Raw genomic sequence first — 25,205 nt, forward strand, 5'->3', positions numbered from 1 at the left:
CGGCTTGCCTGGTTAGTCCTAGTTACTTCAGAATGGTGGCTGATTCTATGGTGACGTTCTTTGTAGGAACGTCGGCCATTCTGCCCATGCGGGGAGAAGGCGCAACCATTGTTGGTACTTTGCGGATGGCATCAATGGTCTGTGTTCCAGAAATTACTTTACCAAACACGGTATATCCATTACCCATGGAATTGGGATAGTCCAAGGCCGCATTATCTTTAACGTTGATAAAGAACTGTGAAGTCGCAGAATCTGGATCGGATGTACGGGCCATCGCAATCGTATACACATTATTTTTAAGACCATTCTGCGCTTCAGAAACAACAGGGGCTTCCGTTGGTTTCTGATTTAAATCTGGTGTAAAGCCACCACCCTGAATCATGAAGCCATCAATGACGCGATGAAAGATAGTGCCGTTATAAAAACCACTCTTCACATAATTTAAAAAGTTGGCTGTTGTCTTAGGCGCTTTTACATCATCAAGCTCCACCACGAAATTACCCATTGTGGTTTTGAATTCGACCTTCGGTCCAGCAATAGCGGCTTGGCTTGCAAAGCAGCTGGCAACGAGAACGAGGCTGGCAAATAGTTTGCGCATAAAGATTCCTTGAATTAAATAGTATGAATGGTATTCATTGTATTGCTCAATGCTAGAAGGGAAAGCTCAGTCTTATTAAAAGAGGAGCTATCTTCAATAATCCGAGTTAGCCTGCTAAAGAGTGCAACTGCAGTAAAAATTTCGCCTGCAGTTGCATCCTCACAAGACTTATTTGGTTGGCGCTGCAGTGACTTCGATTGCTATTGCCTCGGTAAAGGTAGCGTCGACTTGATCGCCCACTTTAATCTTTTGCAGGACTGCTGGATCTTTAACTTTTAACTCCACCGTACGATTTGGCCCTTTTAAGGTGACCATTTGACTTTTCTGGTCGACCTTCATGACGTTTGCAGTAAGGCTTACTGTTCTTTCAACTGCACCAGCAGGCTTGCTACCAGGCGCTGCGCGTACAGATTCTTCGGAGACAATCGGTTGACCTAATTTACCGCCATTAACTGACTTATGCAGATCTAATGCTAATGCTTGTACATAGGTGAGCGTTACTAAATCACCCACTTTAATTTGGTCAAAATTGCGAGCCTGAGGACCCAGAGCTAATGCAACTTCTTTGCCTTGCGGTCCAACGACTACAACGCTACGATTTTGCTTATCAATTGATTTCACTTTGCCCTGAATTTGAATGGCATCAGCGGCGGCAACTTCACCTGGCCCTTTGGCAACCATCATTGCGCCTTGTGGAGCATTTTGAGCTGCAGCTAGATAAGGCATTGCAAGAACAGCGGCGGCGATAGGAAGAATAATTTTTTTCATGATGCTCCTTAGAGTGTATGAAGATGGAAACAAGAAAGACTCAGTCACTATAAAGTGACATTTCTTATGATAACTATCTCTTGCTGCAATTGGATCAATTTAGAATAAAAAGCTTCCAGCCCCAATATTGGCCCTAGTTGAGGCCATTGGGAACATTTCCAGCATATTGATATGAGGCCTCTTCAAACATGCCGGGTCTGCTGAGGTAATCTAGGGCCCAATCGATAGTGTCGACACCCCAAAAGCAGTGCTGCTTGACTATCAGGGCAGGAACCCCAAAAGCACCATCGGTTTTAGCTTGCTTAGTATTGGAGATCAGCTTAGCTTTCACTTCTGGACTTTCCGGTTTGGCCATATCTGCTGGCAGCCCTAGGTAAACACAAAATTCTGGCCAAGATAGATTGGGATCCTTTCCCTCTACCCAAACATAGTCAAAGGCACGTTCAACCATAGCCCAATCGGCATTCTGCTCAACCAGCAAACGTTGTGCCGCTACCGTCATAAAAGGATGGTGCTCGGGAAAGCGAAAGGGGATACCGAGTTTCTCGGCTTGCCAGACGCAGAACTGATATGTATGGGGGCGTTTAGCAGCCACTTCTCCAGGGCCTATGTTTTCAGATGCTCTTAGTAAGCCGCCCAACAAAATTGGAACGGGCTGGATATCTAGCTTGGCTTCAAGGCGCTGTCTTTGCTTAATATAAAGATAGGCAAAGGGTGAGACGATATCGTAATAAAAAGTGGCTGACGTCTTTATGCTCATATCATTTCTTCTTGTGCTCTTCATCGAGCTTTTTTAAGAAAGCCAATTTTTCTTTGATCTGTGTCTCGAGTCCTCGCTCAACAGGCTCATACCAATGCGGTTCTTTCATGCCCTCTGGCAGATAGGATTCACCGGCGGCATAGCCATGAGGCTCATCATGGGCGTAGCGATACTCTTTGCCATGACCAAGTTCTTTCATCAATTTCGTAGGTGCATTGCGCAGATGATTGGGAACAGGTTTGGACTGATCGTTTGCCACATAAGCACGGGCAGCATTAAAGGCGTTATAGCTTGCATTGCTCTTAGAGGCGACTGCAAGATAAACCACCGCTTGCCCCAAGGCAAGCTCACCCTCAGGGGAACCCAGTCTTTCATAGGTCTGCGCGGCATCGTTGGCTAATTGCATGGCTCTTGGGTCTGCCAGGCCAATATCTTCCCAGGCCATGCGAATAATGCGTCTGGCTAGATATCGAGGATCAGCGCCACCATCTAGCATGCGACAAAACCAATACAAAGCCGCATCGGGATTTGAACCTCTAACGGATTTGTGTAGGGCAGAGATTTGATCGTAGAAGTGATCGCCACCTTTATCAAAGCGCCGTGCTTGAGCACTCAGAGCGTTTTCAATAAATTGCTGATCAACTATTTTTACTTCTGCATTGGGTGTAAGTACTGCATTCCGAACTTGCTCAACTAGATTGAGCAGGCGTCTTGCATCACCATCGGCATTCGAGATGATTGTATTAATTGCTGCGGAGTCAAATTGCACATCAGGCATTGCATGTTGATGCGCGCGTTCAAAGAGTAATTTCAGCTCTTCGGGGGTAAGTGACTTCAAGATGTGCACCTGAGCACGCGACAAGAGTGCTGAGTTCACCTCAAATGAGGGGTTCTCGGTAGTAGCGCCAATAAAAGTAAATAAGCCAGACTCAACATGGGGCAGTAGGGCGTCTTGCTGGCTTTTATTAAAGCGATGGATCTCGTCGACGAACAAAATGGTTTGCTTGCCATATTGAGCCATATTTTGCTGGGCATGCTCAATCGCTTCACGGATTTCTTTTACGCCAGCTAGAACGGCAGAAATGGCAATGAACTCGCGATCAAATGCCTTAGCTGAGAGGCGTGCTAGCGTAGTTTTACCAACGCCCGGAGGGCCCCACAAAATCATCGAATGGGGTTTGCCTGAGGCAAATGCTAGGTTAAGAGGTTTACCGCTTGCTAATAAATGGGCTTGCCCAATGACTTCTTCGATTGTCTTTGGACGCAGTGCTTCCGCTAGTGGTGGAGGCGGTGCGCTATCAAAAAGACTGCTCATTGCATCATGCTTGAACAAAAAGAATGACTAAAGATGCCCAGGCCAAACATGCAGCAGCAACATAGGTCAAGCGATTGCGCATAGTCATGAATGCTAAGCGGGTCGCCTCATCAGAAAAATAATATTGATAAGTATTTTGATCAATATTGCGCTGAATGATTAATGTCGAAGCCAAAATTAATAAGCCAACTGGAATATAAATATGAAGTGCCACCCAAGAAACTAGTGCGGGTATTACACCCCAGATCCAGGCATTACGATCTTCCCAGCGGTCTCCTGCGGGAGCTTTGCCTAAAAGATGTAAATTGGCACCCCAATGTAAAGCACCCATAAATGAAGTGATCACGGCACCATAGCCCGCTAAAGATTCAGCGCTTAAGTAATTGACTGGTGTTGGCGCTAGTTGAACCATTAATGCCAGTCCAATAAAAGGAATGAGGCCGGCATAGCCAAGTTTGCGAACTAAGGGTGGTATAGGGTTCACGATGGGAAAGATTTCGTTAATAAGAGTGAAGAAAATTATTTTTCATAGGTGTAAACGCCACGACCAGTTTTGCGACCAAGATATCCGGCTGCAACCATTTCTCGAAGAAGTGGGCAAGGGCGGTATTTGGAGTCGCTGAAGTTTTCAAAATAGACTTCCATCACTGCTAAGCAGGTATCCAAGCCAATGAGATCTGCTAAAGCTAGTGGGCCAATGGGTTGATTGCAACCCAACTTCATGCCAGCATCAATATCTTCTGGACTAGCAAGTCCTTCGGATAAAACGAAGAATGCCTCGTTAATCATTGGTAACAAAATACGATTCACAACAAACCCTGGCGAGTTTTTAACGGTGATCGGCTCTTTGCCAACACGTTTAGCCATTTCAATAATCGCTGCGTGTGTAGCGTCACTGGTTTGTAAGCCGCGAATTACCTCTACCAAGGCCATCAGGGGTGGGGGGTTAAAGAAGTGCATGCCAATAAAGCGTGCGGGATTGGAATCAAGTGCCGCAAGTTTGGTAATGGACAAAGAAGAAGTATTTGTGGCAATGATGGTGTCTTTGCCCACAATTTCATCCACTTGCTTAAGAATTTTTTCTTTAATTGCTTGGTTTTCAGTTGCCGCTTCAATCACTAAGCCTAAGCCTTTAAAGTCTGCATATGAGGTGCTGTCTTTAATGCGCTTAAGCGCAGCTCCTTTTGCTTCAGTCGATAGAGTCTCTTTTTTGACAAGGCGATCTAAGCTTTTGCTAATTTGCTCAAGGCCGCGCTGTACGGCTGCATCGTTAATATCTACCATCACTACATCAAGGCCCGCAACCGCACACACCTGTGCAATTCCATTGCCCATAGTGCCTGCACCGATGACGCCTACTGATTGAATGCTCATCTTATTTCCTCTTTTGATACTGGGTTGAACCAAACAACTGCTCTCTTGCCTTGTCATCATGCAAGGGCTTGCGTAATGCGGTTAATACTTCGCAACCACGCTGTACCGCTGGTCGCGCACCAATTTTTTCAAACCAACGTTTGAAATGCGGGTAGTCATTGATATCAATGCCTTGATTTTTCCAATTACGTGTCCATGGATAAATCGCAATATCGGCAATTGAGTAGGATTTGCCAGCAATATAGGGATTATCTTTCAGTTGGCTATCCAATACCCCGTAGATGCGTTTAGCTTCATTGGTGTAGCGATTGACTGCGTATTCAATTTTCTCAGGTGCATAGAGTCGAAAGTGGTGGTTTTGCCCAAGCATAGGGCCTAGGCCACCCATTTGGAACATTAACCACTGCAGCACTTCAAACTTGCCGCGCGTGTTCTTCGGTAAAAACTTGCCAGTCTTACTTGCTAAGTAGAGCAGGATTGCACCAGACTCAAAAAGGCTGATGGGTTTTCCATCCGGTCCATTGGGGTCCACTATCGCCGGAATCTTGTTGTTGGGGCTGATCTTTAAGAACTCCGGGGCAAATTGGTCGCCGGCGCCAATATCAATCGGGTGAGCAATCCAGTCACGGTTTAAGCGATATCCACATTCCTCTAGCATGATGTGTATCTTGTGACCATTTGGTGTCGGCCAACTGTAAACATCAATCACACCATTCGATTTTGGGTTTGCCATCTTATCCTCTATAAAGTTTGTAAACGCTGCAATGCATTAGTAAGAGTCTGATCTTGTTTTGCAAAACAAAAACGAATGACGCCAGACTCGGTAATTTGTTCGTAAAAAGCAGAAACTGGAATAGCAGCTACCCCAACTTCGGTAGTAAGCCATTTGCAAAAATCTACTTCACTTAATTTTGATTGTGGAATATTCAGAGATGAATAATCCACACATTGAAAATAGGTTCCAGGGGTTGGCAGTAGTTTAAATTTCGTTTGACTTAATCCCGCCCTAAAAAAATCTCGCTTAGCTTGATAAAAAGCCGGTAGATTTAAATAATGTTCAGCATCAGATAAATAGGATGCCAGACCATACTGCATGGGCGTATTAACAGTAAACACATTGAACTGATGAACCTTGCGAAACTCTTTTGTTAGCGCAGGTGGTGCGGCGACATAACCCACTTTCCAGCCGGTGACGTGATAGGTCTTACCAAAGCTGGAGATGAGAAAGCTCCTAGCAGCCAGCTCTGGGTGGGAGGCCACACTATGATGCTGCGCACCGTCATAGACCATATGTTCATAGACTTCATCACTCAGAATTAAGGCTGAAGTATTGCGAACTAGGTTTGCTAAGCGATCCAGATCGGCCTTATCCCAAACCATACCTGTGGGATTATGTGGCGTGTTGATGATGATTAATCGTGTTTTAGGATTGATTGCGTTTGCTAATGCATCCCAAGGGATTTGATATGAAGCAACTTGCCCTATTTCATCGCGGACCACATTTAATGAAACGGAAATTGTTTTGCCGCCCGCTAATGCAATCGAAGGGCGGTAGCTGTCGTATGCTGGTTCGATAATAATAACTTCATCACCAGGGCTAACGCAAGCCAGAACAGCCGTCAGGATGCCTTGTGTGCCACCTGCAGTAATAGTGATGTCCGCATCCGCATCGTAATGATGACCGTATAAATTTTTAATCTTCTGACTAATGCCATTACGAAGCTCAGCAATGCCAATCATCGGCGGGTATTGATTGCGATCTGCCAACATCGCAGCATTTACTTCGGCAATCAGTTTTCGGTCGCATGGAAAGTCTGGAAAACCTTGTCCAAGATTAATGGCTTCATGCTTTGCAGCAAGTGCTGACATGATCGTAAAGATCGTAGTTTCTACCTGCGGTAGGCGGCTTGGAAAAGAGGGGGTCTCTAGCGGGTTCATGAAGATGGGAGGTGATAGTCTGTCTTTTAAAGCGGATATATTCGGTAGTCGCTAGAATGGTAAAAATACATTAACAAATTGTGCCATGCTGATCGTCCTTTCACCTGCTAAATCCTTGGATTACAAGACCCCCGTCAAGGTTAAGGCTTCAACCTTGCCTGAGTTTGTCTCAGAATCGGCCAAACTGATTGCTGATCTTAAGAAGTTAGCTCCCCAAGACGTTGCCAAATTGATGGGTTTATCCGATCAATTGGCTATTCTGAATGTCGGCCGCTACCGAGATTGGTCCAAGAAATTCACCGATGAGAATAGCAAGCCGGCAATCTACGCCTTTAACGGGGATGTCTATGATGGTTTTGATGTCAAAACCCTAGATGCAAAGTCAGTGCAATTTGCCCAAGACCACATCCGGATTTTGTCTGGCCTTTATGGGGCACTAAAGCCCTTGGATTTGATGCAGCCCTACCGTCTGGAGATGGGTACTTCATTCAAAAATCCCAGGGGGAAGGATCTTTATGCTTTTTGGGGAAGTCGCGTAACCGATTCCATTAAGAAAGTTCTGGAAAAGCAAAAGAAGCCCGTGCTATTGAATTTAGCTTCAGAGGAGTATTTCAAGGTGCTCCAGCCAAAAGAATTGGATTGCCAAGTTATCTCCCCAGTGTTTCAGGACGCCAAGGACGGTAAGTACAAGATTATTTCTTTTTATGCCAAGCGGGCCCGTGGCTTAATGGCGCGCTACGTGGTTGAAAATAGAGTTACTGACCCAGTGGATTTAAAAGGCTTCAATTTGGATGGCTATAAATACTATGCCGCAGAATCTAAAGTAGATAAGCCAGTATTTAGAAGGGCGGAAAGAAAATAATGGCCGTACATCGCACTAAATCATCGCAACGTAATTCTCCTGAGGTGGAGAAGTTAGTGTCTGACGCTATTTCATTGGCTGCTTCTGGAAGTCAAATTGAGGATCGCTTTTGGGAAGAGCGTTTGAATGTACGTTTAATGCGCCTGCTCAAAAGTCAAAATCAAAATGTGATTGATGCTGCTTTGGATCAAACCTTTCGCATCAATACAGTAGCCTTTGAAGTGCTCGCCGATATTGCAGAAACATTGGCTGAGTCATTAAAGATTGAGCATGAAGGGCAGGGTTGGGATGTGCTGTTGCTAGCCATGCCTATAGTTGCTCATACTCGTTATCAGATTCCTTCTGGACCATTGCCAGTAAGCATCATTGAGTCTACCGCGCAGGCCTTACATAGCGCGATTGCATCAACCGATACGCGCATAGCCATTGTTCCTTGGTTATATAGCATTGATCAAATGCCACACTCTCATTGTCAAACTCGTGTCTTGACTGAAGCTTTAGCGACTGCTGCCATCTCAGGAAAAGACGTTAAGCTTGAGTTGCGTAACATGTCTGAAACAATCGCCGTCTTGGCAGATCCTCGTTTTATTATTGCCGCCTTAAGTGCGCCAAGTGGATCGCCAATATTTCGTTGGCAGGCAGAGCCACCAGCACGACAAGAGCGTGGCGTGAGTTTGATTGGATGGCAAAACGCGATGCAAGAGCCGATTGCCTCTCTCATGCCTGGTTGCGAGTTTGAATTGCTATTACCAGAAGCGTATTTCACTAACTGCCGCTTGGCTGATAAGCATGTACGACCTTTAAGTATTCGCGCGGCGGTCAACTTCTTGGAAAGTACTCTAGGAATAACGCCTGCCGGTTTATCTTGTGTGGTTGGTGCGTTTGGTGAGGAGCAGGCTGATGAATACCGTATTTCTTTCAGCTCAAAAGGCTCCTCTGAAGTGATGTATGGGGTGATTTGGCCCTTGTACGATCGCGAGAGTGTGGCAAGCGATGCTTTAAATGATTTAACAGATGACGAAAGTCCGATTAAGAAGATTTGTGATGCCTTGCATGATGCGGGTGTAGAGGATGTGTTCCGTCATGCAATGCTGTTTGACCCAGAGCTTTGTGATGACTGTGGCGCACCTTTATTTCCGGATCGCTCTGGTGAGGCTATTCATGCTGAGATGCCGGACGATGCGCCATCACAGCAGCCATTGTTTCACTAGATAAAAATAGACAAAAAAACTAAAAAACAAGAAGCCAAAATAAAACTAAGCAACAATTAAGCAACAAAAAAGCCGAGAAATTCTCGGCTTTTTTGTTTAATGCAACTTCAGAAATTAATTCTGCACAAACGGTTCTGCGCCTGCAAACAAATGTGGCAACTTGCCAGACCTCATCTCTGCCGTTTGGCAGAAATCGGCAAGGCGCACACCTGCTTTGATGTTGAACAACATCGCTTTGTTGCCCAACACTACAAGGTCATAACCAGAATTAGGATTTTTATAGCGCAAGCTACCCGGTAGGGATGTCTGGCGATCTAAATCATAAGTTTTGGATTCCCAAGTGAGGCGCATCTTCTCGACAGTGCCAGAGGTTTTAAACTGTTTGCTTTCGCTACAGCTCCAAGTGAATTCTTCATTAGCGCTCGCAGTTGCTGCGCTAGTGAGACAAGCAAATCCTAGGCCAATGGTGAGAAGCGTTTTCTTCATGTGCAATATTTCCTTAGAAAATTAAGAGAGCAAGTGCTTAACGCCAGCTTGTTCTTCGAGCAATTCATTTAATGTGTGTGTCATGCGCTCGCGAGAGAATTCATCGATCTCTAAACCCTCGATCATTTTGTATTCGCCGTTTTCGCAAACCACTGGGAAGCCATAGATTACTTCAGCAGGAATGTCGTATTCACCTTTAGATGGAATACCCATAGTGACCCACTTACCATTTGTGCCAAGAACCCAATCATGAATATGATCAATCGCCGCATTTGCTGCAGAGGCTGCAGATGAAAGGCCACGGGCTTCAATGATGGCTGCACCACGTTTACCAACAGTCGGAATAAATACATCTTTGTTCCAGGCTGCATCGTTGATGGAGTCTTTTACAGACTTGCCATCGATCGTTGCAAAGCGATAGTCTGGGTACATGGTTGGGCTATGGTTACCCCAAACAACTAATTTCTCAATATCAGCAACAGGCTTGTTCAGCTTGCTAGCCAATTGCGATAGAGCGCGGTTGTGATCGAGGCGCAACATTGCCGTGAAGTTCTTCGCAGGAATATCTGGAGCCGATTTCATGGCGATGTATGCATTGGTATTTGCTGGGTTGCCAACAACCAATACCTTCACAGTTTTCTTAGCAACTGCATTCAATGCTTTGCCTTGGGCTGTAAAAATTTGTGCATTAGCGGAGAGTAAATCTTTACGCTCCATGCCAGGACCGCGTGGACGTGCGCCAACTAACAGGGCAACATCGATATCTTTAAATGCAGTCATTGGGTCAGAGTGCGCTGTCATGCCCGCTAACAGTGGGAAAGCACAGTCTTCCAATTCCATCATGACGCCTGTCAAAGCTTTTTGAGCTTTTTCATCCGGAATTTCAAGCAATTGCAGGATTACGGGCTGATCTTTGCCCAAAAGGTCGCCATTGGCGATACGGAATAAAAGGGAATATCCGATTTGACCGGCTGCACCGGTTACGGCGACACGCATTGGGGCTTTTGCCATTACTAATAACTCCAGAAGAAGGTTAAGAGGGTTAATTAACGAAAACTTTTCTATTATCCATTCAAGTGTAGGGACTTTAGCTTTACACTGTCAATGATGTCTTATATAAGACTAGAATTACCTTGAATTTTATCCAATTGACGCGGTCTGGAGTTAATTTGTCTGATGTGACTTTGCCTGTTGCCTCATTTAGCCCTCTGTACGAACAGATTAAGGCGATGATTTTGGCTAGTTTGCAAGCCTCGGAATGGCTTCCGGGGGACTCTATTCCCTCCGAAATGGAGCTTGCAACCCGTTATGCCGTCAGCCAGGGCACGGTTCGCAAAGCAATTGATGAGCTTGCTGCCCAAAACCTGTTAGTTCGCCGACAAGGTAAGGGTACCTTCGTAGCCACACACCAAGAAGATGACTGGCAATACCGTTTTTTGCGTTTAGCCCCCGATTCCGGTGAAAAGTTCCACCTAACCAATCAATTTTTATCCTGCGAAAAGACTAAAGCGACGGCTTATGTGGCCAATTTGCTTAAATTAAAGGCAGGTGACCCCATCATTCATATCGATCGAGTGCAAAGCTTCGCTGGTAAACCCATTGTTTTTGAAGAAATTTTTCTGCCTGGAGTCCGTTTTAAGGGCTTAGATCTTGAGGCGCTCCATGCTTGGCATGGACCGGTGTATGCATTCTATGAAGGGCAATACGCCACCCACATGGTGCGTGCCGAAGAAAAAATTAAGGCCGTGTCCGCTGATGCGGTATTAGCCAAACATCTGCACCTAAAGGAAGGGGCGCCGCTACTTTCTGTGGAGCGTGTGGCTTTTACCTACGGGAATAAACCAGTAGAAATTCGTCACGCTAGGTATGACACTTCAGAGCAGCATTACGAGAACAAATTGAACTAAGTTAAAGAAGATCCATATCAGTAAAAACCAGTAATTCACCCCTTTAAACGCCAAAAAATCCCCACCACCACTAAGGTTTCCAATAGAATATGTTGCGATACAACAAAACCACAATGAACCTCCACCTACAGATAGAGATTACCCATGGTTGATTCACAGCAAAACGTTAAAAAAGATAGACCGGTTTACCGAAATATTGGTCTTGCTCAATTGATTAAGTACCGCCTTCCTTGGGCCGGTAAAGTGTCAATTCTTCATCGTATTAGCGGAGCGGCACTGTTTTTAATGCTGCCTTTCCTGCTTTATCTTTTGGATCAAAGCTTAGCTTCAGAGCTGAGCTATCAAAACTTCCAGGCAATTACCGGCCATGTGCTGGTGAAATTGATTTGCCTCGGATTAATTTGGGCTTTCTTGCACCATTTCTGCGCCGGTATTCGCTATCTCCTGTTGGATTTAGAGATCGGCGTTGAAAAAGTTGATGCAAACCGTTCAGCGATCTTTGTATTTTTCTTAGGTCTGGCTTTGACCGCGATTGTTGGTCTCAAATTATTCGGCGTGTATTAAGCGCGCATCATTTAAGGAAATTTCATGCCTATTTATCAAATTGGACCAAAGCGCTTAGTTGTAGGCGCTCATTACGGCCTTAAAGAGTGGATTATTCAGCGTGTAACTGCAATTGTGATGGTGGTTTTTACAGTTGTTTTGTTGGTTGATTACTGCGTATCTGGTAGTGCTACCTATGAAGGTTGGTCTGCATTGTTTAGCAACCAATTTATGAAGCTATTGACGCTGTTGGCGTTCATCAGCTTGTTCTACCACGCATGGATTGGTATCCGCGATATTTGGATGGATTACATCAAGCCTGTCAGCATTCGCTTAACACTTCAAGTGTTAACCGTTTTATATCTCGTAGCCTGTGCGGCCTACGCCATTCAAATTTTGTGGAAAGTGTAATTCGATGACTGCAATTAAAAAATCATTGCCACGCCGCCGTTTTGATGCGGTGATTGTTGGAGCAGGTGGTTCAGGTATGCGCGCATCATTGCAGTTGGCTGAAGCCGGCTTGAATGTTGCTGTATTAACTAAGGTATTTCCAACACGTTCACATACTGTTGCTGCACAAGGTGGTATCGGTGCTTCATTAGGCAATATGAGTGAAGACAATTGGCACTATCACTTTTACGACACCATCAAAGGATCTGACTGGTTAGGTGACCAGGATGTGATCGAGTTTATGTGTCGCGAAGCTCCAAAAGTTGTTTATGAGTTAGAGCACTTTGGTATGCCGTTTGACCGCAACCCAGATGGCACAATTTATCAGCGCCCATTCGGTGGACACACTGCAAACTATGGTGAGAAGCCAGTGCAACGTGCTTGTGCTGCTGCTGACCGTACTGGTCATGCAATGTTGCATACCTTGTATCAACGCAACGTGCGCGCGAAAACAAACTTCTTCGTGGAGTGGTTGGCGCTCGATTTGATTCGCGACGATGCTGGTGACGTTGTTGGTGTCACCGCTCTCGAAATGGAAACCGGACAGGTATATATCCTTGAAGCCAAGATTGTGATGTTGGCTACAGGTGGTGCGGGCCGTATTTGGGACGCATCCACAAACGCATTTATCAATACCGGCGACGGTATGGGTTTGGCTGCTCGTTCAGGAATTCCATTGGAAGATATGGAATTCTGGCAATTCCACCCAACCGGCGTAGCTGGTGCTGGTGTGTTGTTGACAGAAGGTTGTCGTGGTGAGGGCGGTATCTTGCGCAATAAAGATGGCGAACGGTTCATGGAACGTTACGCGCCAACTTATAAAGATTTAGCTCCACGTGATTTCGTATCCCGCTGTATGGACCAAGAAATTAAAGAAGGGCGCGGTTGCGGTCCTAACGGTGACTATGTTGTGCTCGATCTGACACACATTGGTGCCGAGACGATCATGAAGCGTTTGCCTTCTGTTTACGAAATCGGTATTAACTTTGCAAACGTTGACGTCACCAAAGAACCTATTCCAGTAGTGCCTACCATTCACTACCAGATGGGCGGTATTCCTACGAACATCAATGGGCAAGTAGTTGTGCCTGCTAACGGCATTCATAACGAAATCGTGAATGGCTTGTATGCCATTGGCGAGTGTTCATGTGTTTCAGTTCACGGTGCTAACCGCCTGGGTACGAATTCATTGCTCGATCTTTTGGTATTCGGTCGCGCAGCTGGTAACCACATCGTTGGCCTTGATCTCAAAAATCGTGAATTCAAACCTTTGCCTGCAAATGCTGGTGAACAAACTTTGGCTCGCATTGCAGCGTTGGATAACTCGACTTCTGGCGAATACGCTCAAGACGTTGCAAACGATATTCGTAAGTGCATGCAGAAGTATGCTGGCGTATTCCGCAACCAAGAGTTGATGGACGAAGGTGTTCGTCAAATGGCTAAGTTGACAGAGCGCGCTAAGCACTTATGGGTTAAGGACAAGTCTGAGATTTTCAATACAGCCCGTATTGAAGCCTTGGAAGTGGCTAACTTGGTTGAGACAGCAAATGCAACCATGATTTCTGCTGCAGCTCGTAAGGAGAGTCGCGGTGCGCATTCCCATGACGATCATCAAGAGCGCGATGATGAGAATTGGATGAAGCACACCCTTTGGTATAGCGAGGGAAATAAGCTCTCTTACAAGCCAGTTGTATTGAAGCCTTTAACGGTTGAGTCCTTCCCTCCTAAAGAACGTACTTTCTAAGCGAAGAGAAATAGAAAATGAGTGATATCCGTATATTCGAAATTTACCGCTACGATCCAGATGTCGATGCAGCCCCGCGCATGCAACGCTATGAGTTAGAGCTTACTGGTGAGCGCATGTTGTTAGACGCTTTGATTTCTTTGAAGAAGCAAGACGAAACGATTTCTTATCGTCGTTCATGCCGTGAAGGTGTGTGCGGTTCAGATGCAATGAACATTAACGGTAAAAATGGTTTGGCTTGTTTGACCAATATGTTGACTTTGCCTAAGGTCATCACATTGCGCCCATTGCCTGGCTTGCCAGTAGTGCGCGATTTGATCGTCGACATGACTTTGTTCTTCAAACAGTATTTGTCGATTAAGCCTTACTTGGTAAACTACAATCCGCCTCCTGAAAAAGAGCGTCTCCAGAGTCCAGAAGAGCGTGAAGAGTTGAATGGTTTGTATGAGTGCATCTTGTGCGCATCATGCTCAACTTCATGCCCATCATTCTGGTGGAATCCAGATAAGTTCGTTGGCCCAGCTGGTCTATTGCAAGCTTATCGCTTTATTGCTGATAGCCGTGATGAAGATACCAATCAGCGTTTGGATAACTTGGAAGACCCATACCGTTTGTTCCGTTGCCACACCATCATGAATTGCGTTGATGTATGTCCTAAGCACTTGAACCCAACCAAGGCGATTGGCAAGATCAAGGAGTTGATGGTTCGTAGGGCAGTATGACCCTCGGCAATGCAGAGTTATATCGTTTAAAGAGTGATGCCCGTAGAGGCTTGCTAGAGAACGATTTAATTCTGCAACGTTTCTTTGAGCGTTACGGCACTCAGTTAAGCGTAGAAGACGGAAATGTTTTAAGCCAGTTGTTAGCGTTAGATGACAACGATTTAATGGATTTATTGATTGGCCGTAAAGATTCTGTGGCAAGTCTAGAGAAAGAGATGCAAACAGCCTCTTTCAAGATGGTTTTACAAAGGCTGAGAGAGAAGTAATTCAGCAATTTGGTGCAGTAGTTTCATAGATGCATGAATGAATAGTGTATTAATCATAATTTTGAATGACTAAGGATTAGAAATGATTGAATCGGACATCAAGGCAAAACTCTCGTTTTCGGATGGAACACCAGATATTGATCTGCCAATTTATAAAGGGACAGTAGGTCCTGACGTAATCGACATTCGTAAGCTTTATGGTCAGACTGGTAAGTTCACTTACGATTCAGGCTTTCTGTCTACTGCGTCATGCAACAGCAAAATTACCTATATTGATGGTGATAAGGGCGAGTTGCTCTATCGCGGCTATCCAATTGAAGATTTAGCAAATAACTGTGACTTCTTAGAAGTTTGCTACCTGCTGATCAATGGTGAATTGCCAAACGCTACCCAGAAAAAAGACTTCGATGAATTGGTCATGCACCACACCATGGTCCATGAGCAAATGCAATTCTTCTTGCGCGGCTTCCGTCGTGATGCACATCCAATGTCTGTACTGACTGGCTTGGTTGGTGCGATGGCAGCTTTCTACCATGACGAGATTGACTACAGTCAGCCTAAAGCACGTGAAGTAGCGCAGATTCGCTTGATTGCGAAGATGCCAACTTTGGTTGCTATGGCTTATAAATATTCAGTAGGGCAACCATTTATCTACCCTGATAACTCATTGTCATATACCGCTAACTTTATGCGCATGATGTTTGCAACGCCATGTGAAGAGTACAAAGTAAACCCAGTATTGGTTCGTGCTTTGGATCGTATCTTCACATTGCATGCTGATCATGAGCAAAATGCTTCTACTTCTACAGTGCGTTTGTGTGGCTCTTCTGGCACAAATCCATTTGCTGCTATCTCAGCCGGTATTGCTTGCCTTTGGGGTCCAGCGCACGGGGGTGCAAACGAAGCCTGCTTACAGATGTTGAATGAGATTCAGGCTAATGGTGGCGTAGACAAGATTCATGAATTTATTGCCCAAGTAAAAGACAAGAACTCAAGCGTTCGCTTGATGGGCTTTGGTCACCGCGTTTACAAAAACTTTGACCCACGTGCGAAGTTGATGCGTGAAACTTGCTATGAAGTATTGAATGAACTTGGTCTTCAAGATGATCCATTGTTCAAGTTGGCAATGACTCTTGAGAAGATTGCTTTGGAAGATGACTACTTTGTGAGCCGCAAGCTCTATCCAAACGTAGACTTCTACTCTGGAATCGTGCAACGTGCTCTTGGTATCCCAACAGAAATGTTCACCTGTATTTTTGCCTTGGCAAGAACGGTGGGCTGGATTGCTCAGTGGGAAGAGATGATTACTGACCCTGAGTACAAGATTGGTCGTCCACGTCAGTTATACGTTGGCGAAACATCCCGCAAGGTTCCGAACATCTCTGTTCGTAAATAAGGTATTTAAGGTCTCTCATGTCTCGTACGCTTTATGACAAATTGTGGGATGACCACGTTGTTTACTCTGAAGAGGATGGCACAGCCACGATTTATATTGATCGTCAACTGCTTCATGAGGTAACTAGTCCTCAGGCATTTGAAGGTCTGAATTTGGCTGGCCGTCCAGTTTGGCGAATCTCTGCCAATTTGGCGGTTTCTGATCACAACGTTCCAACGACGGATCGCTCTGAAGGTATCACCGACCCAATTTCCAAGTTGCAAGTAGATACCCTGGATCAAAACTGTGATGCCTTTGGTATTACCCAGTACAAAATGAACGACACCCGCCAAGGGATTGTTCACGTCATCGGGCCAGAGCAGGGTGCAACCTTACCTGGCATGACGGTGGTTTGTGGCGATTCTCATACTAGTACGCATGGTGCTTTTGGTGCTTTGGCATTCGGTATTGGCACCTCTGAAGTTGAGCACGTCTTAGCAACGCAAACTTTGCTGATGAAAAAAAGCAAGAACATGTTGGTGCGCGTAGATGGCCGTTTACAACCTGGCTCAACAGCAAAAGATATCGTCTTAGCAGTGATCGGCAAGATTGGAACTGCAGGCGGTACTGGCTACACCATCGAGTTTGCAGGTGAAGCAATTCGCAACCTTTCCATGGAAGGTCGCATGACACTTTGCAATATGGCGATTGAAGCTGGTGCCCGTGCCGGTTTAGTTGCTGTAGATGAAACAACCATAGAATATATTCAAGGTCGTCCATATGCCCCTAAGGGCCCTGCAATGCTGCAAGCTTTGCAATATTGGAGAACCTTGCATACGGATGCTGATGCTAAGTTTGATGCTGTGGTTGAATTGCGCGCAGAAGAAATTGCGCCGCAAGTGACTTGGGGTACTTCACCAGAAATGGTGCTTGCGATTAGCGAGCGCGTTCCTGATCCAGAAAAAGAAAGTGATCCCAATAAACGCTCAGCCATGGAGCGTGCTTTGGAGTACATGAATCTCGTACCCAATACGCCGCTCAGCAGTATTTCTGTTGATAAGGTATTTATCGGCTCCTGCACTAACAGTCGCATTGAAGATATGCGCGCTGCAGCTAAGGTCGTCGATCGCTTAGGTAAAAAAGTTGCCGCTAATGTGAAGTTAGCATTAGTTGTGCCGGGCTCTGGATTGGTAAAAGCCCAAGCCGAGCGTGAAGGTTTAGATCGCATTTTCAAGGCTGCTGGCTTTGAGTGGCGTGAGCCTGGTTGTTCTATGTGTTTGGCTATGAATGCCGACCGCTTAGAGCCAGGAGAGCGCTGCGCTTCAACCTCTAATCGTAATTTCGAAGGTCGGCAAGGCAATGGTGGCCGCACGCATTTGGTTAGCCCTGCAATGGCAGCTGCTGCAGCGATTGAAGGTCACTTTGTTGATGTTCGCAAGATTTCTTAAGGAAGCTGATCAATGAAATTTTCTTCACTCTCTTTAATTTCTAGGCTTGCAATTGTTGGTGCAGCTGGAATGATGATTTCTGCTTGCAGCAGCACTATGGAAGGTGTTGGTAAAGATTTGCAGAATATGGGAACATCCATGGGCGGATCAAGTAACACACAGCAAAGCAATCAATCTCAAACCAAGGGTAAGGATGTAGTCGTTACCCCAGTGAAGTAAACAAATAGAAGCAAAGTCGAATTATGGAAAAATTTACGGTATACAAAGGTTTGGTTGCTCCGCTTAATCGCGAGAACGTGGATACCGATGCCATCATTCCGAAGCAGTTTCTGAAATCAATCAAGAAGACAGGCTTTGGACAAAATCTCTTTGATGAATGGCGCTATCTAGATCATGGTGAACCTGGTCAAGATTGCAGTACGCGTCCCATTAACCCAGACTTTGTCTTAAATCAACCACGCTATAAAGGTGCCGGTATTTTGCTGGCCCGCAAAAACTTTGGTTGCGGTAGCTCTCGTGAACATGCTCCTTGGGCATTAGATCAATTTGGCTTTAGGGCGGTAATTGCACCTAGTTTTGCAGATATCTTCTACAACAACTGCTTCAAAAATGGCGTTTTACCGATTGTTTTGACTGAAATGCAGGTTGACCATCTTTTTAATGAAACCCAAGCGTTTAATGGTTATCAATTAACGGTCGATTTAGACGCCCAGCAGGTAATTGCTCCCGATGGTACCGCCTACAGCTTCGAAGTAGCCCCCTTTAGAAAGTTCTGCCTGCTCAATGGCTTGGACGATATTGGCTTAACTCTGCAACATGCAGATAAAATCAAGGCTTACGAAGCCGAGCGCATTCTAAAAATGCCTTGGCTTGCTACACAATTGCCGTAATTTCGTTGATTTAAAGGCCTTTCATGAAAATTGCAGTCCTACCGGGCGATGGTATCGGCCCGGAAATCGTTGCTCAAGCCGTTCGAGTGCTTCAAGCCCTTGGGCATCAATTTGACTTAGAAGAGGCTCCTGTTGGTGGAGCTGCTTATGACGTCGCTGGACATCCTTTGCCACCAGCCACCCTAGAACTTGCCAAAAAAGCGGATGCTATTTTGTTTGGCGCGGTAGGTGACTGGAAATACGATGCGCTCCCACGCGAACTTCGTCCCGAACAAGCCATTCTGGGTTTACGTAAACACCTCGAGTTGTTTGCTAATTTCAGGCCTGCCATTTGCTATCCAGAGTTGACTGCTGCATCTAGTCTTAAGCCTGAAATTATTGGCGGCTTAGACATCTTGATTGTGCGTGAGCTCAATGGGGATATCTATTTTGGTCAGCCAAGAGGCAGTCGCTCTTCTGAGTCACCGCTATTTAAAGGTGCGCGTGAGTGTTTCGATACGATGCATTACAGTGAACCAGAGGTAGAGCGTATTGGCCATGTTGCTTTTGATGCAGCACGCAAGCGCGGTAAGAAAGTGTGTAGTGTAGACAAAGCAAACGTTCTCGAAACTTCTCAGCTTTGGCGTGAAGTGATGATTCGGATCTCTCAAGATTATCCAGATGTTGAGTTGTCTCATATGTATGTAGACAACGCAGCAATGCAATTAGTGAAGGCGCCTAAGGCGTTTGACGTCGTGGTGACTGGCAATCTGTTTGGCGACATCTTGTCTGATGAAGCTGCGATGTTGACTGGCTCTATTGGTATGCTGCCATCAGCCTCTTTGGATAAGAACAATAAAGGTTTGTATGAGCCTAGTCATGGTTCTGCGCCGGACATCGCCGGTAAGGGCATCGCTAATCCACTGGCAACCATTTTGTCTGCTGCAATGATGCTGCGTTATTCCTTGGGCATACCTGCAGAAGCAGACCGCATTGAAAAAGCAGTCCAAAAAGTATTGGCGCAAGGATTGCGTACTGCTGATATTTATACAGAAGGTATGCAAAAGGTATCTACAGTACAAATGGGCGATGCTGTAGTTGCAGCACTTGCTTAAGAGTAGTCAAAAAGAATCTCATTACAGAAATTAAATTTACTAGATAGTTAATCATCATGGCAAATACAAATACACCTTTGGTTGGTTTAGTTGGCTGGCGCGGTATGGTTGGTAGCGTTCTCATGGAGAGAATGTTGGCCGAAAAAGATTTCGATCTGATTGAGCCAGTATTTTTTAGTACCAGCCAAGCAGGTGGCGAAGTGCCGCTTGTCAATGGTCAAAAAGTAAGTAAGAGCGAAAGCACTTTGCAAGATGCGAATGATATTAAAGCGCTCTCACGCTGCGACGTCATCTTGACTTGTCAAGGCGGCGACTACACCAATGACATCTTCCCTAAGCTGCGCGCAGCTGGATGGAATGGCCATTGGATCGATGCTGCTAGTGCATTGCGGATGAAAGATGATGCTGTATTGATCTTGGATCCAGTGAATCGCCCAGTGATTGATAAAGCGTTGGCTGCAGGCGGTAAGAATTGGATTGGCAGCAACTGTACCGTGAGTTTGATGATGATTGCTATGGGTGGGCTGGTAAAGGCTGACATGGTTGAATGGATCAGCGCCATGACATACCAGGCAGCTTCAGGTGCTGGTGCGCAGAATATGCGTGAACTGCTCCTTCAAATGGGTGCGTTGCGTGACAGCGTTGCCGCTGAATTGGCAGACCCATCCTCATGGATCTTGGATATTGATCGCAAGGTTACTGAGACATTACGATCTGCCGACTTTCCGAAAAAGAATTTCCGTAACACTGCTTTAGCTGGTAGCTTGATTCCTTGGATCGATGTTCCTGTTGAGAATGGTCAGACCAAAGAGGAGTGGAAGGGCGGGGCTGAATTCAATAAGATTTTGGGTCGTCCAGCATTCCGCACATCTGGCAGTATTCCAGTTGATGGTTTATGCGTGCGCGTAGGTGCAATGCGTTGCCATTCACAAGGCTTGACTGTAAAACTCAAAAAAGATATTCCGCTCAAAGAGATCGAGGCGATATTGGCTGCAGATAATCAGTGGGTGAAAGTAGTTCCAAATGATCGTGAAACTACTGAGCGCGATTTATCTCCTGCAGCGGTAAGTGGCACATTGACTGTACCGATTGGCCGCTTGCATAAGATGGCAATGGGCCCAGAGTATTTAGGCGCATTTACTGTTGGCGACCAGTTGTTGTGGGGTGCTGCTGAGCCTTTACGCCGTATGCTGCGCATTCTGCTTGAGAAGTAATTCAACCTTTATGTCTCGCATTAGCTCGCTAGGCTTATTAAAGCTCCTGAGCTTTGTTTTGCTGAGCTGGTCAACTGTAGCTGGTGCGCTTACATTAGGTGCTCCACAGTTGCAATCACGTTCTGGTGAACCGCTTCGGCTAGAGATTCCGATTCGGTTTGGAGCTGACGAGCAAAGTGCTTTATCTAGTCTTAAGGCGGCAATACCAAATAAAGCGGCTTATGAGCGATTAGGTATTTCTCAAAAGATTCTTGATCTCAATCCGCAAGCGATGGTGTATCGCAACAAGCAAGAAAAGCTGATGGTATTGGTCGAGACCGTAAATTCTGTCCCGCTGACTGATGATCCATTCTTGGATGTGTTGGTCAATCTCAACTGGTCAAGCGGTAGCATTACAAAAACATTTACCTTGTTGCTAGGTGATGTCCAGAAAGTGACTGTTAAGCCTGGGCAAACCTTATCCGAGATTGCCGCCATCATGGCGCCTCAATTAGAGGGCGCTTCATTGGATCAAACCATGATGGCTTTATTCAAAGCCAATCCTGATGCATTTGCCAGCGGCAGCATTAATCGTTTAGCTGCAGGTGCTGAGCTAACCAAGCCAAGTCAAGCGCTCATACGTTCGATCAGTCCTGCAGAGGCAAACCAGTTTGTGGCTAATGCAAACGAGCAATGGCGTCAAGAGCATGGCGATAAAGATGGCGCAACAGGCTCTTCTGGGTCTGTCAATGCCAAAGCATCCGAATCATCACCCAAAGATCGCCTGAAGATTGGCTCAAGTGCTGACGGTGACGAACAAGAGCGTCGCTATACAGAGGAGTTGGTAGCGCAAGAGAAAATGTTGGAGCAAACCAAAGCTCGTGTTGCTGAACTAGAGAAAAATATTGCTGATCTACAAAGACTCCTAGATAAGTCTAAGGAGAAGAAAGCGGTAGATGGTAACTTTGGTTTAGGTGGCCTAGGTGTGTTCGGCCCTGCAATTCTGGCAATTGCTTTAATTGCTTTGACTGGTTTATTACTTTGGGGCTTGGCTCGCAACGCCCGCCGCTCGGAAGCGCCAACTTTTCACGCATCAACAGATCACTCCGCTAAAGAGATTAATAGAACTGAGAAGCCTGCAGCAGGTTCTCATTTTGAAATGCCTGCTCGTGCTAAAGCGCTATTTGATGGAATTGATCTCGACCTTGCAAAGCCAGCAAAAGAATCTTCTCAAGCAGTAAGTGCTCCAGTAGCAAACCCTCTAGCAGATGCCTTGCGCGTCAAATTGAATTTAGCGCGCGCGTACATCACCATCGAAGACTTTTCTGCGGCTAAAAAGTCGCTTGAAGAAGTGCTTCGCGTAAGCAATTCTGTGGATCTTGCAATCACGATTGAAGCGCAGGGTCTGTTGGCAGAGATCTCGCATCGCAATACTTAGACCATGCGTATAGCTCTTGGCCTTCAGTACGACGGTAGCCCATATTCTGGCTGGCAAACACAGGTTAATCACAATACGGTACAGGACGAATTAGAAAAAGCGATTTCTGCCTTTGTCGGTGAGCAATCCCGTACAGATTGTCCTATCCATACAATTACCGCAGGCAGAACGGATGCTGGTGTTCATGCGCTAGGTCAGGTAGTGCACTTTGACACTAATGTAGAGCGCGAAGATTTTTCATGGGTGAGGGGGGTGAACTCATTTTTGCCCCCATCAATTGTTGTGAATTGGGCAAAACCAGTTTCTGATGAGTTCAGTGCGCGATTCTCTGCTTATGAGCGCGAATATATCTATGCCTTACAAGCGGGCCCTTGTCGCTCCCCGATGTCTCATGCACGTGCAGGTTATTTAATGCTGCCGCCAAATCAATGGCTGGATATTGAGGCCATGAAAAAATCAGCTGAGTGCCTCATTGGCGAGCATGACTTTAGCTCCTTTCGTTCATCCGAATGCCAGAGTAAGACACCAATTAAAACAATCTACTCTATCGAGATCATTTCTGAACAGCCATGGCTGTATTTTCGGATTCGAGGTAATGCTTTCTTGCATCACATGATTCGCAATGTAGTCGGATGTTTTCTACAGATCGGTCAAGATAGACAAAAGCCAGAGTGGATGGCAGAAGTCTTGGTAGCCAGGAATAGACAAATTGCTGCTCCTACCTTTATGGCAGATGGTTTGTATTTAGCCAAAATCACCTACCCAGAAGAATTTGTCATCCCGCAGCCTTGGTTGGAAAACTCCTGGCTACCAGCCCAGGTCATCGGGAAACAGCAGAAAGAACAAAAGAAATAGTGGGCCCTTGGCCTTATCATTCGTTTATGGGCTTACTGACATACTCTCCGGGCCGTACTAGGGTCAAAATCTGCGGTTTAAAGACGTCGGCGGATGTGGATTCTGCAGTTTCTGCAGGGGTGGATGCGGTTGGCTTTGTCTTTTACCCACCCAGCGTTCGTGCTGTAAGCCCCAATATCGCTGCCCAGCTAATTTCCAGGCTCCCTGCAGGGGTAGATGCTGTTGGGCTGGTGGTGAATGCTACAGATGAGCAATTTGCTGCCATTCGCGCTGCCGCCTCTATTACCTTGTGGCAATTTCATGGGGATGAGACTCCAGAGCGCTGCGCCCAGCTTGCTGCAGGCGAGCCTTGGATGAAGGCGGCTCGTGTAGGCACAGACTTCGCTTTTGATGATTTTTCCCTACAATACGGGGATGCAAACGCTTTTCTGCTGGATGCCCTGGTTGAGGGATATGGTGGCGGAGGCGTTCCTTTTGATTGGCAAGGGATTCCACAGACATGGGTAAGCGAAAACGCGCCTCGGGTCGTTTTGAGTGGTGGATTGAACACGCACAACGTGGGCGAGGCGATTGCACGCCTGCAGCCCTGCGCGGTTGACGTCAGTAGTGGCGTAGAAAGCAGCAGGGGTGTTAAAGATCCTGCGCTTATGGCTGAGTTTGTAAAAGCAGTGCGCGCAGCAGATGCTAATGCATCATCCCAATAATTTGCTGTAGATAATTCAAAAGAGGTAGATATGTACGACAAGCCAGATGCACGAGGACATTTCGGTCCATACGGTGGCGTGTTTGTTTCTGAAACATTGATGTTTGCATTAGATGAGCTCAAAGAGGCCTATGCAAAATATCAATACGATCCAGAATTCATCGAAGAGTTTCATTACGAGCTAAAACATTTTGTTGGTAGACCATCGCCGGTGTATCACGCTAAACGCTGGAGCGAAATGCTCGGCGGTGCGCAGATTTATCTCAAGCGTGAAGATTTAAATCACACTGGTGCTCACAAAATTAATAACGTGATCGGTCAAGCAATGTTGGCTAAGCGTATGGGCAAGCCTCGCATTATTGCTGAGACAGGTGCTGGTCAGCACGGCGTTGCTACAGCAACCATCTGCGCCCGCTTTGGTTTAGATTGCACGGTATATCAAGGATCTGTTGATGTGGCCCGTCAGGCACAAAACGTATTCCGCATGAAGCTGCTTGGCGCCAAGGTAGTTCCAGTGGAGTCTGGTACGAAGACATTAAAAGATGCACTCAATGAAGCGATGCGTGATTGGGTTACCAATGTAGATAACACGTTCTACATCATCGGTACTGTTGCTGGTCCCCATCCTTATCCAATGATGGTGAGAGATTTCCAAAGCGTGATTGGTGAAGAGTGCAAAGTTCAGATGCCAGAGATGACTGGTCGTCAACCAGACTATGTTTTGGCTTGCGTTGGTGGTGGCTCAAATGCCATGGGTATTTTCTATCCGTATATTGATTTCCCAGAAGTGAAACTGATTGGTGTTGAAGCTGCAGGACATGGCTTGGGAAGTGGTTTACATTCGGCAGCACTTTGCGTTGGTACGCCCGGTGTGTTGCATGGCAACCGTACTTATTTATTACAAGACAAAAATGGCCAAATTTCTGAGACGCATTCGGTTTCTGCAGGTATGGACTACCCAGGAGTTGGGCCTGAGCATGCTTGGTTAAAAGATTCTGGTCGCGCAGATTATGTAGCGATTACGGATGAAGAAGCGCTCCAAGCATTCCATGATTGCTGCCAGATTGAAGGCATTATTCCAGCCCTTGAGTCCTCTCATGCCATTGCTTATGCCTGCAAGCTGGCCAAGACTTTGCCAAAAGATAAGACTATTTTGGTAAACCTCTCTGGTCGTGGTGATAAGGACATGCATACCGTCGCGCAGGCAACTGGTTCAGAAGGCTGAATAAAATAAAAAACAAAATAGAAAAATAAAAAGAAAATAA

Annotated in this window: 28 protein-coding genes; 18 read left to right on the plus strand and 10 right to left on the minus strand. The window is 46.0% G+C overall.

Going from position 1 to position 25,205, the window contains the following annotated elements:
* Nucleotides 1-22 precede the first annotated feature (22 nt).
* The 8 genes from ICN33_RS08320 to ICN33_RS08355 form a co-directional block, all read right to left on the minus strand.
* Complete coding sequence (locus ICN33_RS08320) at nucleotides 23-598, minus strand: peptidylprolyl isomerase (protein ID WP_216196145.1); 576 nt, start codon at nucleotides 596-598, stop codon at nucleotides 23-25.
* Nucleotides 599-766: 168 nt separating this feature from the next.
* Nucleotides 767-1,366: a copper-binding protein gene (locus ICN33_RS08325; protein WP_216196146.1), complete on the minus strand. Its 600-nt coding sequence runs from the start codon at nucleotides 1,364-1,366 to the stop codon at nucleotides 767-769.
* 133 nt (nucleotides 1,367-1,499) lie between these two features.
* Nucleotides 1,500-2,126 (minus strand): 2-hydroxychromene-2-carboxylate isomerase, encoded by a 627-nt coding sequence (locus tag ICN33_RS08330; RefSeq protein ID WP_216196147.1) that lies wholly within the window; start codon nucleotides 2,124-2,126, stop codon nucleotides 1,500-1,502.
* Nucleotide 2,127: 1 nt separating this feature from the next.
* The gene (locus tag ICN33_RS08335; protein ID WP_216196148.1) at nucleotides 2,128-3,441 is read right to left on the minus strand and encodes a replication-associated recombination protein A; all 1,314 of its coding nucleotides are present in this window, start codon (nucleotides 3,439-3,441) and stop codon (nucleotides 2,128-2,130) included.
* Between the two features lie 4 nt (nucleotides 3,442-3,445).
* Nucleotides 3,446-3,925: a DUF3429 domain-containing protein gene (locus ICN33_RS08340; RefSeq protein ID WP_370623239.1), complete on the minus strand. Its 480-nt coding sequence runs from the start codon at nucleotides 3,923-3,925 to the stop codon at nucleotides 3,446-3,448.
* A 35-nt stretch (nucleotides 3,926-3,960) separates the two neighbouring features.
* The gene (locus ICN33_RS08345) at nucleotides 3,961-4,815 is read right to left on the minus strand and encodes a 3-hydroxybutyryl-CoA dehydrogenase (RefSeq protein ID WP_216196149.1); all 855 of its coding nucleotides are present in this window, start codon (nucleotides 4,813-4,815) and stop codon (nucleotides 3,961-3,963) included.
* A 1-nt stretch (nucleotide 4,816) separates the two neighbouring features.
* A complete protein-coding gene (locus ICN33_RS08350; protein WP_216196605.1) occupies nucleotides 4,817-5,524 on the minus strand; it encodes a glutathione binding-like protein in 708 nt (235 codons plus the stop codon).
* Nucleotides 5,525-5,556: 32 nt separating this feature from the next.
* A complete protein-coding gene (locus ICN33_RS08355) occupies nucleotides 5,557-6,753 on the minus strand; it encodes a pyridoxal phosphate-dependent aminotransferase (RefSeq protein WP_216196150.1) in 1,197 nt (398 codons plus the stop codon).
* An 85-nt stretch (nucleotides 6,754-6,838) separates the two neighbouring features.
* Between ICN33_RS08355 and yaaA the strand changes: the two genes are divergently transcribed.
* Together yaaA and ICN33_RS08365 are read left to right on the plus strand one after the other, a co-directional pair.
* Nucleotides 6,839-7,615: a peroxide stress protein YaaA gene (gene yaaA, locus ICN33_RS08360; RefSeq protein ID WP_216196151.1), complete on the plus strand. Its 777-nt coding sequence runs from the start codon at nucleotides 6,839-6,841 to the stop codon at nucleotides 7,613-7,615.
* Nucleotides 7,615-8,826, plus strand: a complete 1,212-nt coding sequence (locus ICN33_RS08365) for a DUF2863 family protein (RefSeq protein ID WP_216196152.1) — start codon at nucleotides 7,615-7,617, stop codon at nucleotides 8,824-8,826. The genes yaaA and ICN33_RS08365 overlap by 1 nt, the downstream gene beginning before the upstream one ends.
* A 114-nt stretch (nucleotides 8,827-8,940) precedes the next feature.
* Here ICN33_RS08365 and ICN33_RS08370 read toward each other — a convergent pair whose 3' ends face one another.
* Nucleotides 8,941-9,312: a hypothetical protein gene (locus ICN33_RS08370; protein WP_216196153.1), complete on the minus strand. Its 372-nt coding sequence runs from the start codon at nucleotides 9,310-9,312 to the stop codon at nucleotides 8,941-8,943.
* A gap of 21 nt (nucleotides 9,313-9,333) precedes the next feature.
* A complete protein-coding gene (locus ICN33_RS08375; RefSeq protein ID WP_216196154.1) occupies nucleotides 9,334-10,323 on the minus strand; it encodes a malate dehydrogenase in 990 nt (329 codons plus the stop codon).
* A 122-nt stretch (nucleotides 10,324-10,445) separates the two neighbouring features.
* Between ICN33_RS08375 and ICN33_RS08380 the strand changes: the two genes are divergently transcribed.
* The 16 genes from ICN33_RS08380 (at nucleotide 10,446) to trpB (ending at nucleotide 25,165) form a co-directional block, all read left to right on the plus strand.
* The gene (locus tag ICN33_RS08380; protein WP_255530737.1) at nucleotides 10,446-11,219 is read left to right on the plus strand and encodes a GntR family transcriptional regulator; all 774 of its coding nucleotides are present in this window, start codon (nucleotides 10,446-10,448) and stop codon (nucleotides 11,217-11,219) included.
* A 144-nt stretch (nucleotides 11,220-11,363) separates the two neighbouring features.
* Nucleotides 11,364-11,783: a succinate dehydrogenase, cytochrome b556 subunit gene (gene sdhC / locus ICN33_RS08385; protein WP_216196155.1), complete on the plus strand. Its 420-nt coding sequence runs from the start codon at nucleotides 11,364-11,366 to the stop codon at nucleotides 11,781-11,783.
* A gap of 24 nt (nucleotides 11,784-11,807) precedes the next feature.
* Nucleotides 11,808-12,173 carry a succinate dehydrogenase, hydrophobic membrane anchor protein gene (sdhD, locus tag ICN33_RS08390; protein WP_216196156.1) on the plus strand — a complete coding sequence of 122 codons (366 nt, stop codon included), beginning with the start codon at nucleotides 11,808-11,810 and terminating at the stop codon, nucleotides 12,171-12,173.
* Nucleotides 12,174-12,177: 4 nt separating this feature from the next.
* A complete protein-coding gene (gene sdhA, locus ICN33_RS08395) occupies nucleotides 12,178-13,956 on the plus strand; it encodes a succinate dehydrogenase flavoprotein subunit (RefSeq protein WP_216196157.1) in 1,779 nt (592 codons plus the stop codon).
* 17 nt (nucleotides 13,957-13,973) lie between these two features.
* Nucleotides 13,974-14,678, plus strand: a complete 705-nt coding sequence (locus ICN33_RS08400) for a succinate dehydrogenase iron-sulfur subunit (RefSeq protein ID WP_216196158.1) — start codon at nucleotides 13,974-13,976, stop codon at nucleotides 14,676-14,678.
* Nucleotides 14,675-14,944 (plus strand): succinate dehydrogenase assembly factor 2, encoded by a 270-nt coding sequence (locus tag ICN33_RS08405; RefSeq protein WP_216196159.1) that lies wholly within the window; start codon nucleotides 14,675-14,677, stop codon nucleotides 14,942-14,944. The genes ICN33_RS08400 and ICN33_RS08405 overlap by 4 nt, the downstream gene beginning before the upstream one ends.
* 82 nt (nucleotides 14,945-15,026) lie before the next feature.
* Nucleotides 15,027-16,340 (plus strand): citrate synthase, encoded by a 1,314-nt coding sequence (gltA, locus tag ICN33_RS08410; RefSeq protein ID WP_216196160.1) that lies wholly within the window; start codon nucleotides 15,027-15,029, stop codon nucleotides 16,338-16,340.
* Nucleotides 16,341-16,357: 17 nt separating this feature from the next.
* A complete protein-coding gene (leuC, locus tag ICN33_RS08415) occupies nucleotides 16,358-17,767 on the plus strand; it encodes a 3-isopropylmalate dehydratase large subunit (protein WP_216196161.1) in 1,410 nt (469 codons plus the stop codon).
* Nucleotides 17,768-17,779: 12 nt separating this feature from the next.
* The gene (locus ICN33_RS08420) at nucleotides 17,780-17,986 is read left to right on the plus strand and encodes a hypothetical protein (protein ID WP_216196162.1); all 207 of its coding nucleotides are present in this window, start codon (nucleotides 17,780-17,782) and stop codon (nucleotides 17,984-17,986) included.
* 23 nt (nucleotides 17,987-18,009) lie between these two features.
* On the plus strand, nucleotides 18,010-18,657 hold the full coding sequence (gene leuD, locus ICN33_RS08425) for a 3-isopropylmalate dehydratase small subunit (protein ID WP_216196163.1): 648 nt from the start codon (nucleotides 18,010-18,012) through the stop codon (nucleotides 18,655-18,657).
* 23 nt (nucleotides 18,658-18,680) lie between these two features.
* Entirely contained in the window at nucleotides 18,681-19,751 is a 1,071-nt protein-coding gene (gene leuB / locus ICN33_RS08430) for a 3-isopropylmalate dehydrogenase (RefSeq protein WP_216196164.1), read from the plus strand.
* Between the two features lie 56 nt (nucleotides 19,752-19,807).
* Complete coding sequence (gene asd, locus ICN33_RS08435) at nucleotides 19,808-20,965, plus strand: aspartate-semialdehyde dehydrogenase (protein WP_216196165.1); 1,158 nt, start codon at nucleotides 19,808-19,810, stop codon at nucleotides 20,963-20,965.
* 10 nt (nucleotides 20,966-20,975) lie between these two features.
* On the plus strand, nucleotides 20,976-22,382 hold the full coding sequence (locus ICN33_RS08440; RefSeq protein ID WP_216196166.1) for a FimV/HubP family polar landmark protein: 1,407 nt from the start codon (nucleotides 20,976-20,978) through the stop codon (nucleotides 22,380-22,382).
* Between the two features lie 3 nt (nucleotides 22,383-22,385).
* Nucleotides 22,386-23,237 (plus strand): tRNA pseudouridine(38-40) synthase TruA, encoded by an 852-nt coding sequence (gene truA / locus ICN33_RS08445; RefSeq protein ID WP_216196167.1) that lies wholly within the window; start codon nucleotides 22,386-22,388, stop codon nucleotides 23,235-23,237.
* Between the two features lie 26 nt (nucleotides 23,238-23,263).
* Entirely contained in the window at nucleotides 23,264-23,941 is a 678-nt protein-coding gene (locus ICN33_RS08450; protein WP_216196168.1) for a phosphoribosylanthranilate isomerase, read from the plus strand.
* Nucleotides 23,942-23,971: 30 nt separating this feature from the next.
* On the plus strand, nucleotides 23,972-25,165 hold the full coding sequence (trpB, locus tag ICN33_RS08455; RefSeq protein WP_216196169.1) for a tryptophan synthase subunit beta: 1,194 nt from the start codon (nucleotides 23,972-23,974) through the stop codon (nucleotides 25,163-25,165).
* The last annotated feature ends 40 nt before the right edge of the window (nucleotides 25,166-25,205 follow it).

It is taken from the genome of Polynucleobacter sp. UB-Tiil-W10, from assembly GCF_018881605.1.
Classification (GTDB): Bacteria; Pseudomonadota; Gammaproteobacteria; order Burkholderiales; family Burkholderiaceae; genus Polynucleobacter.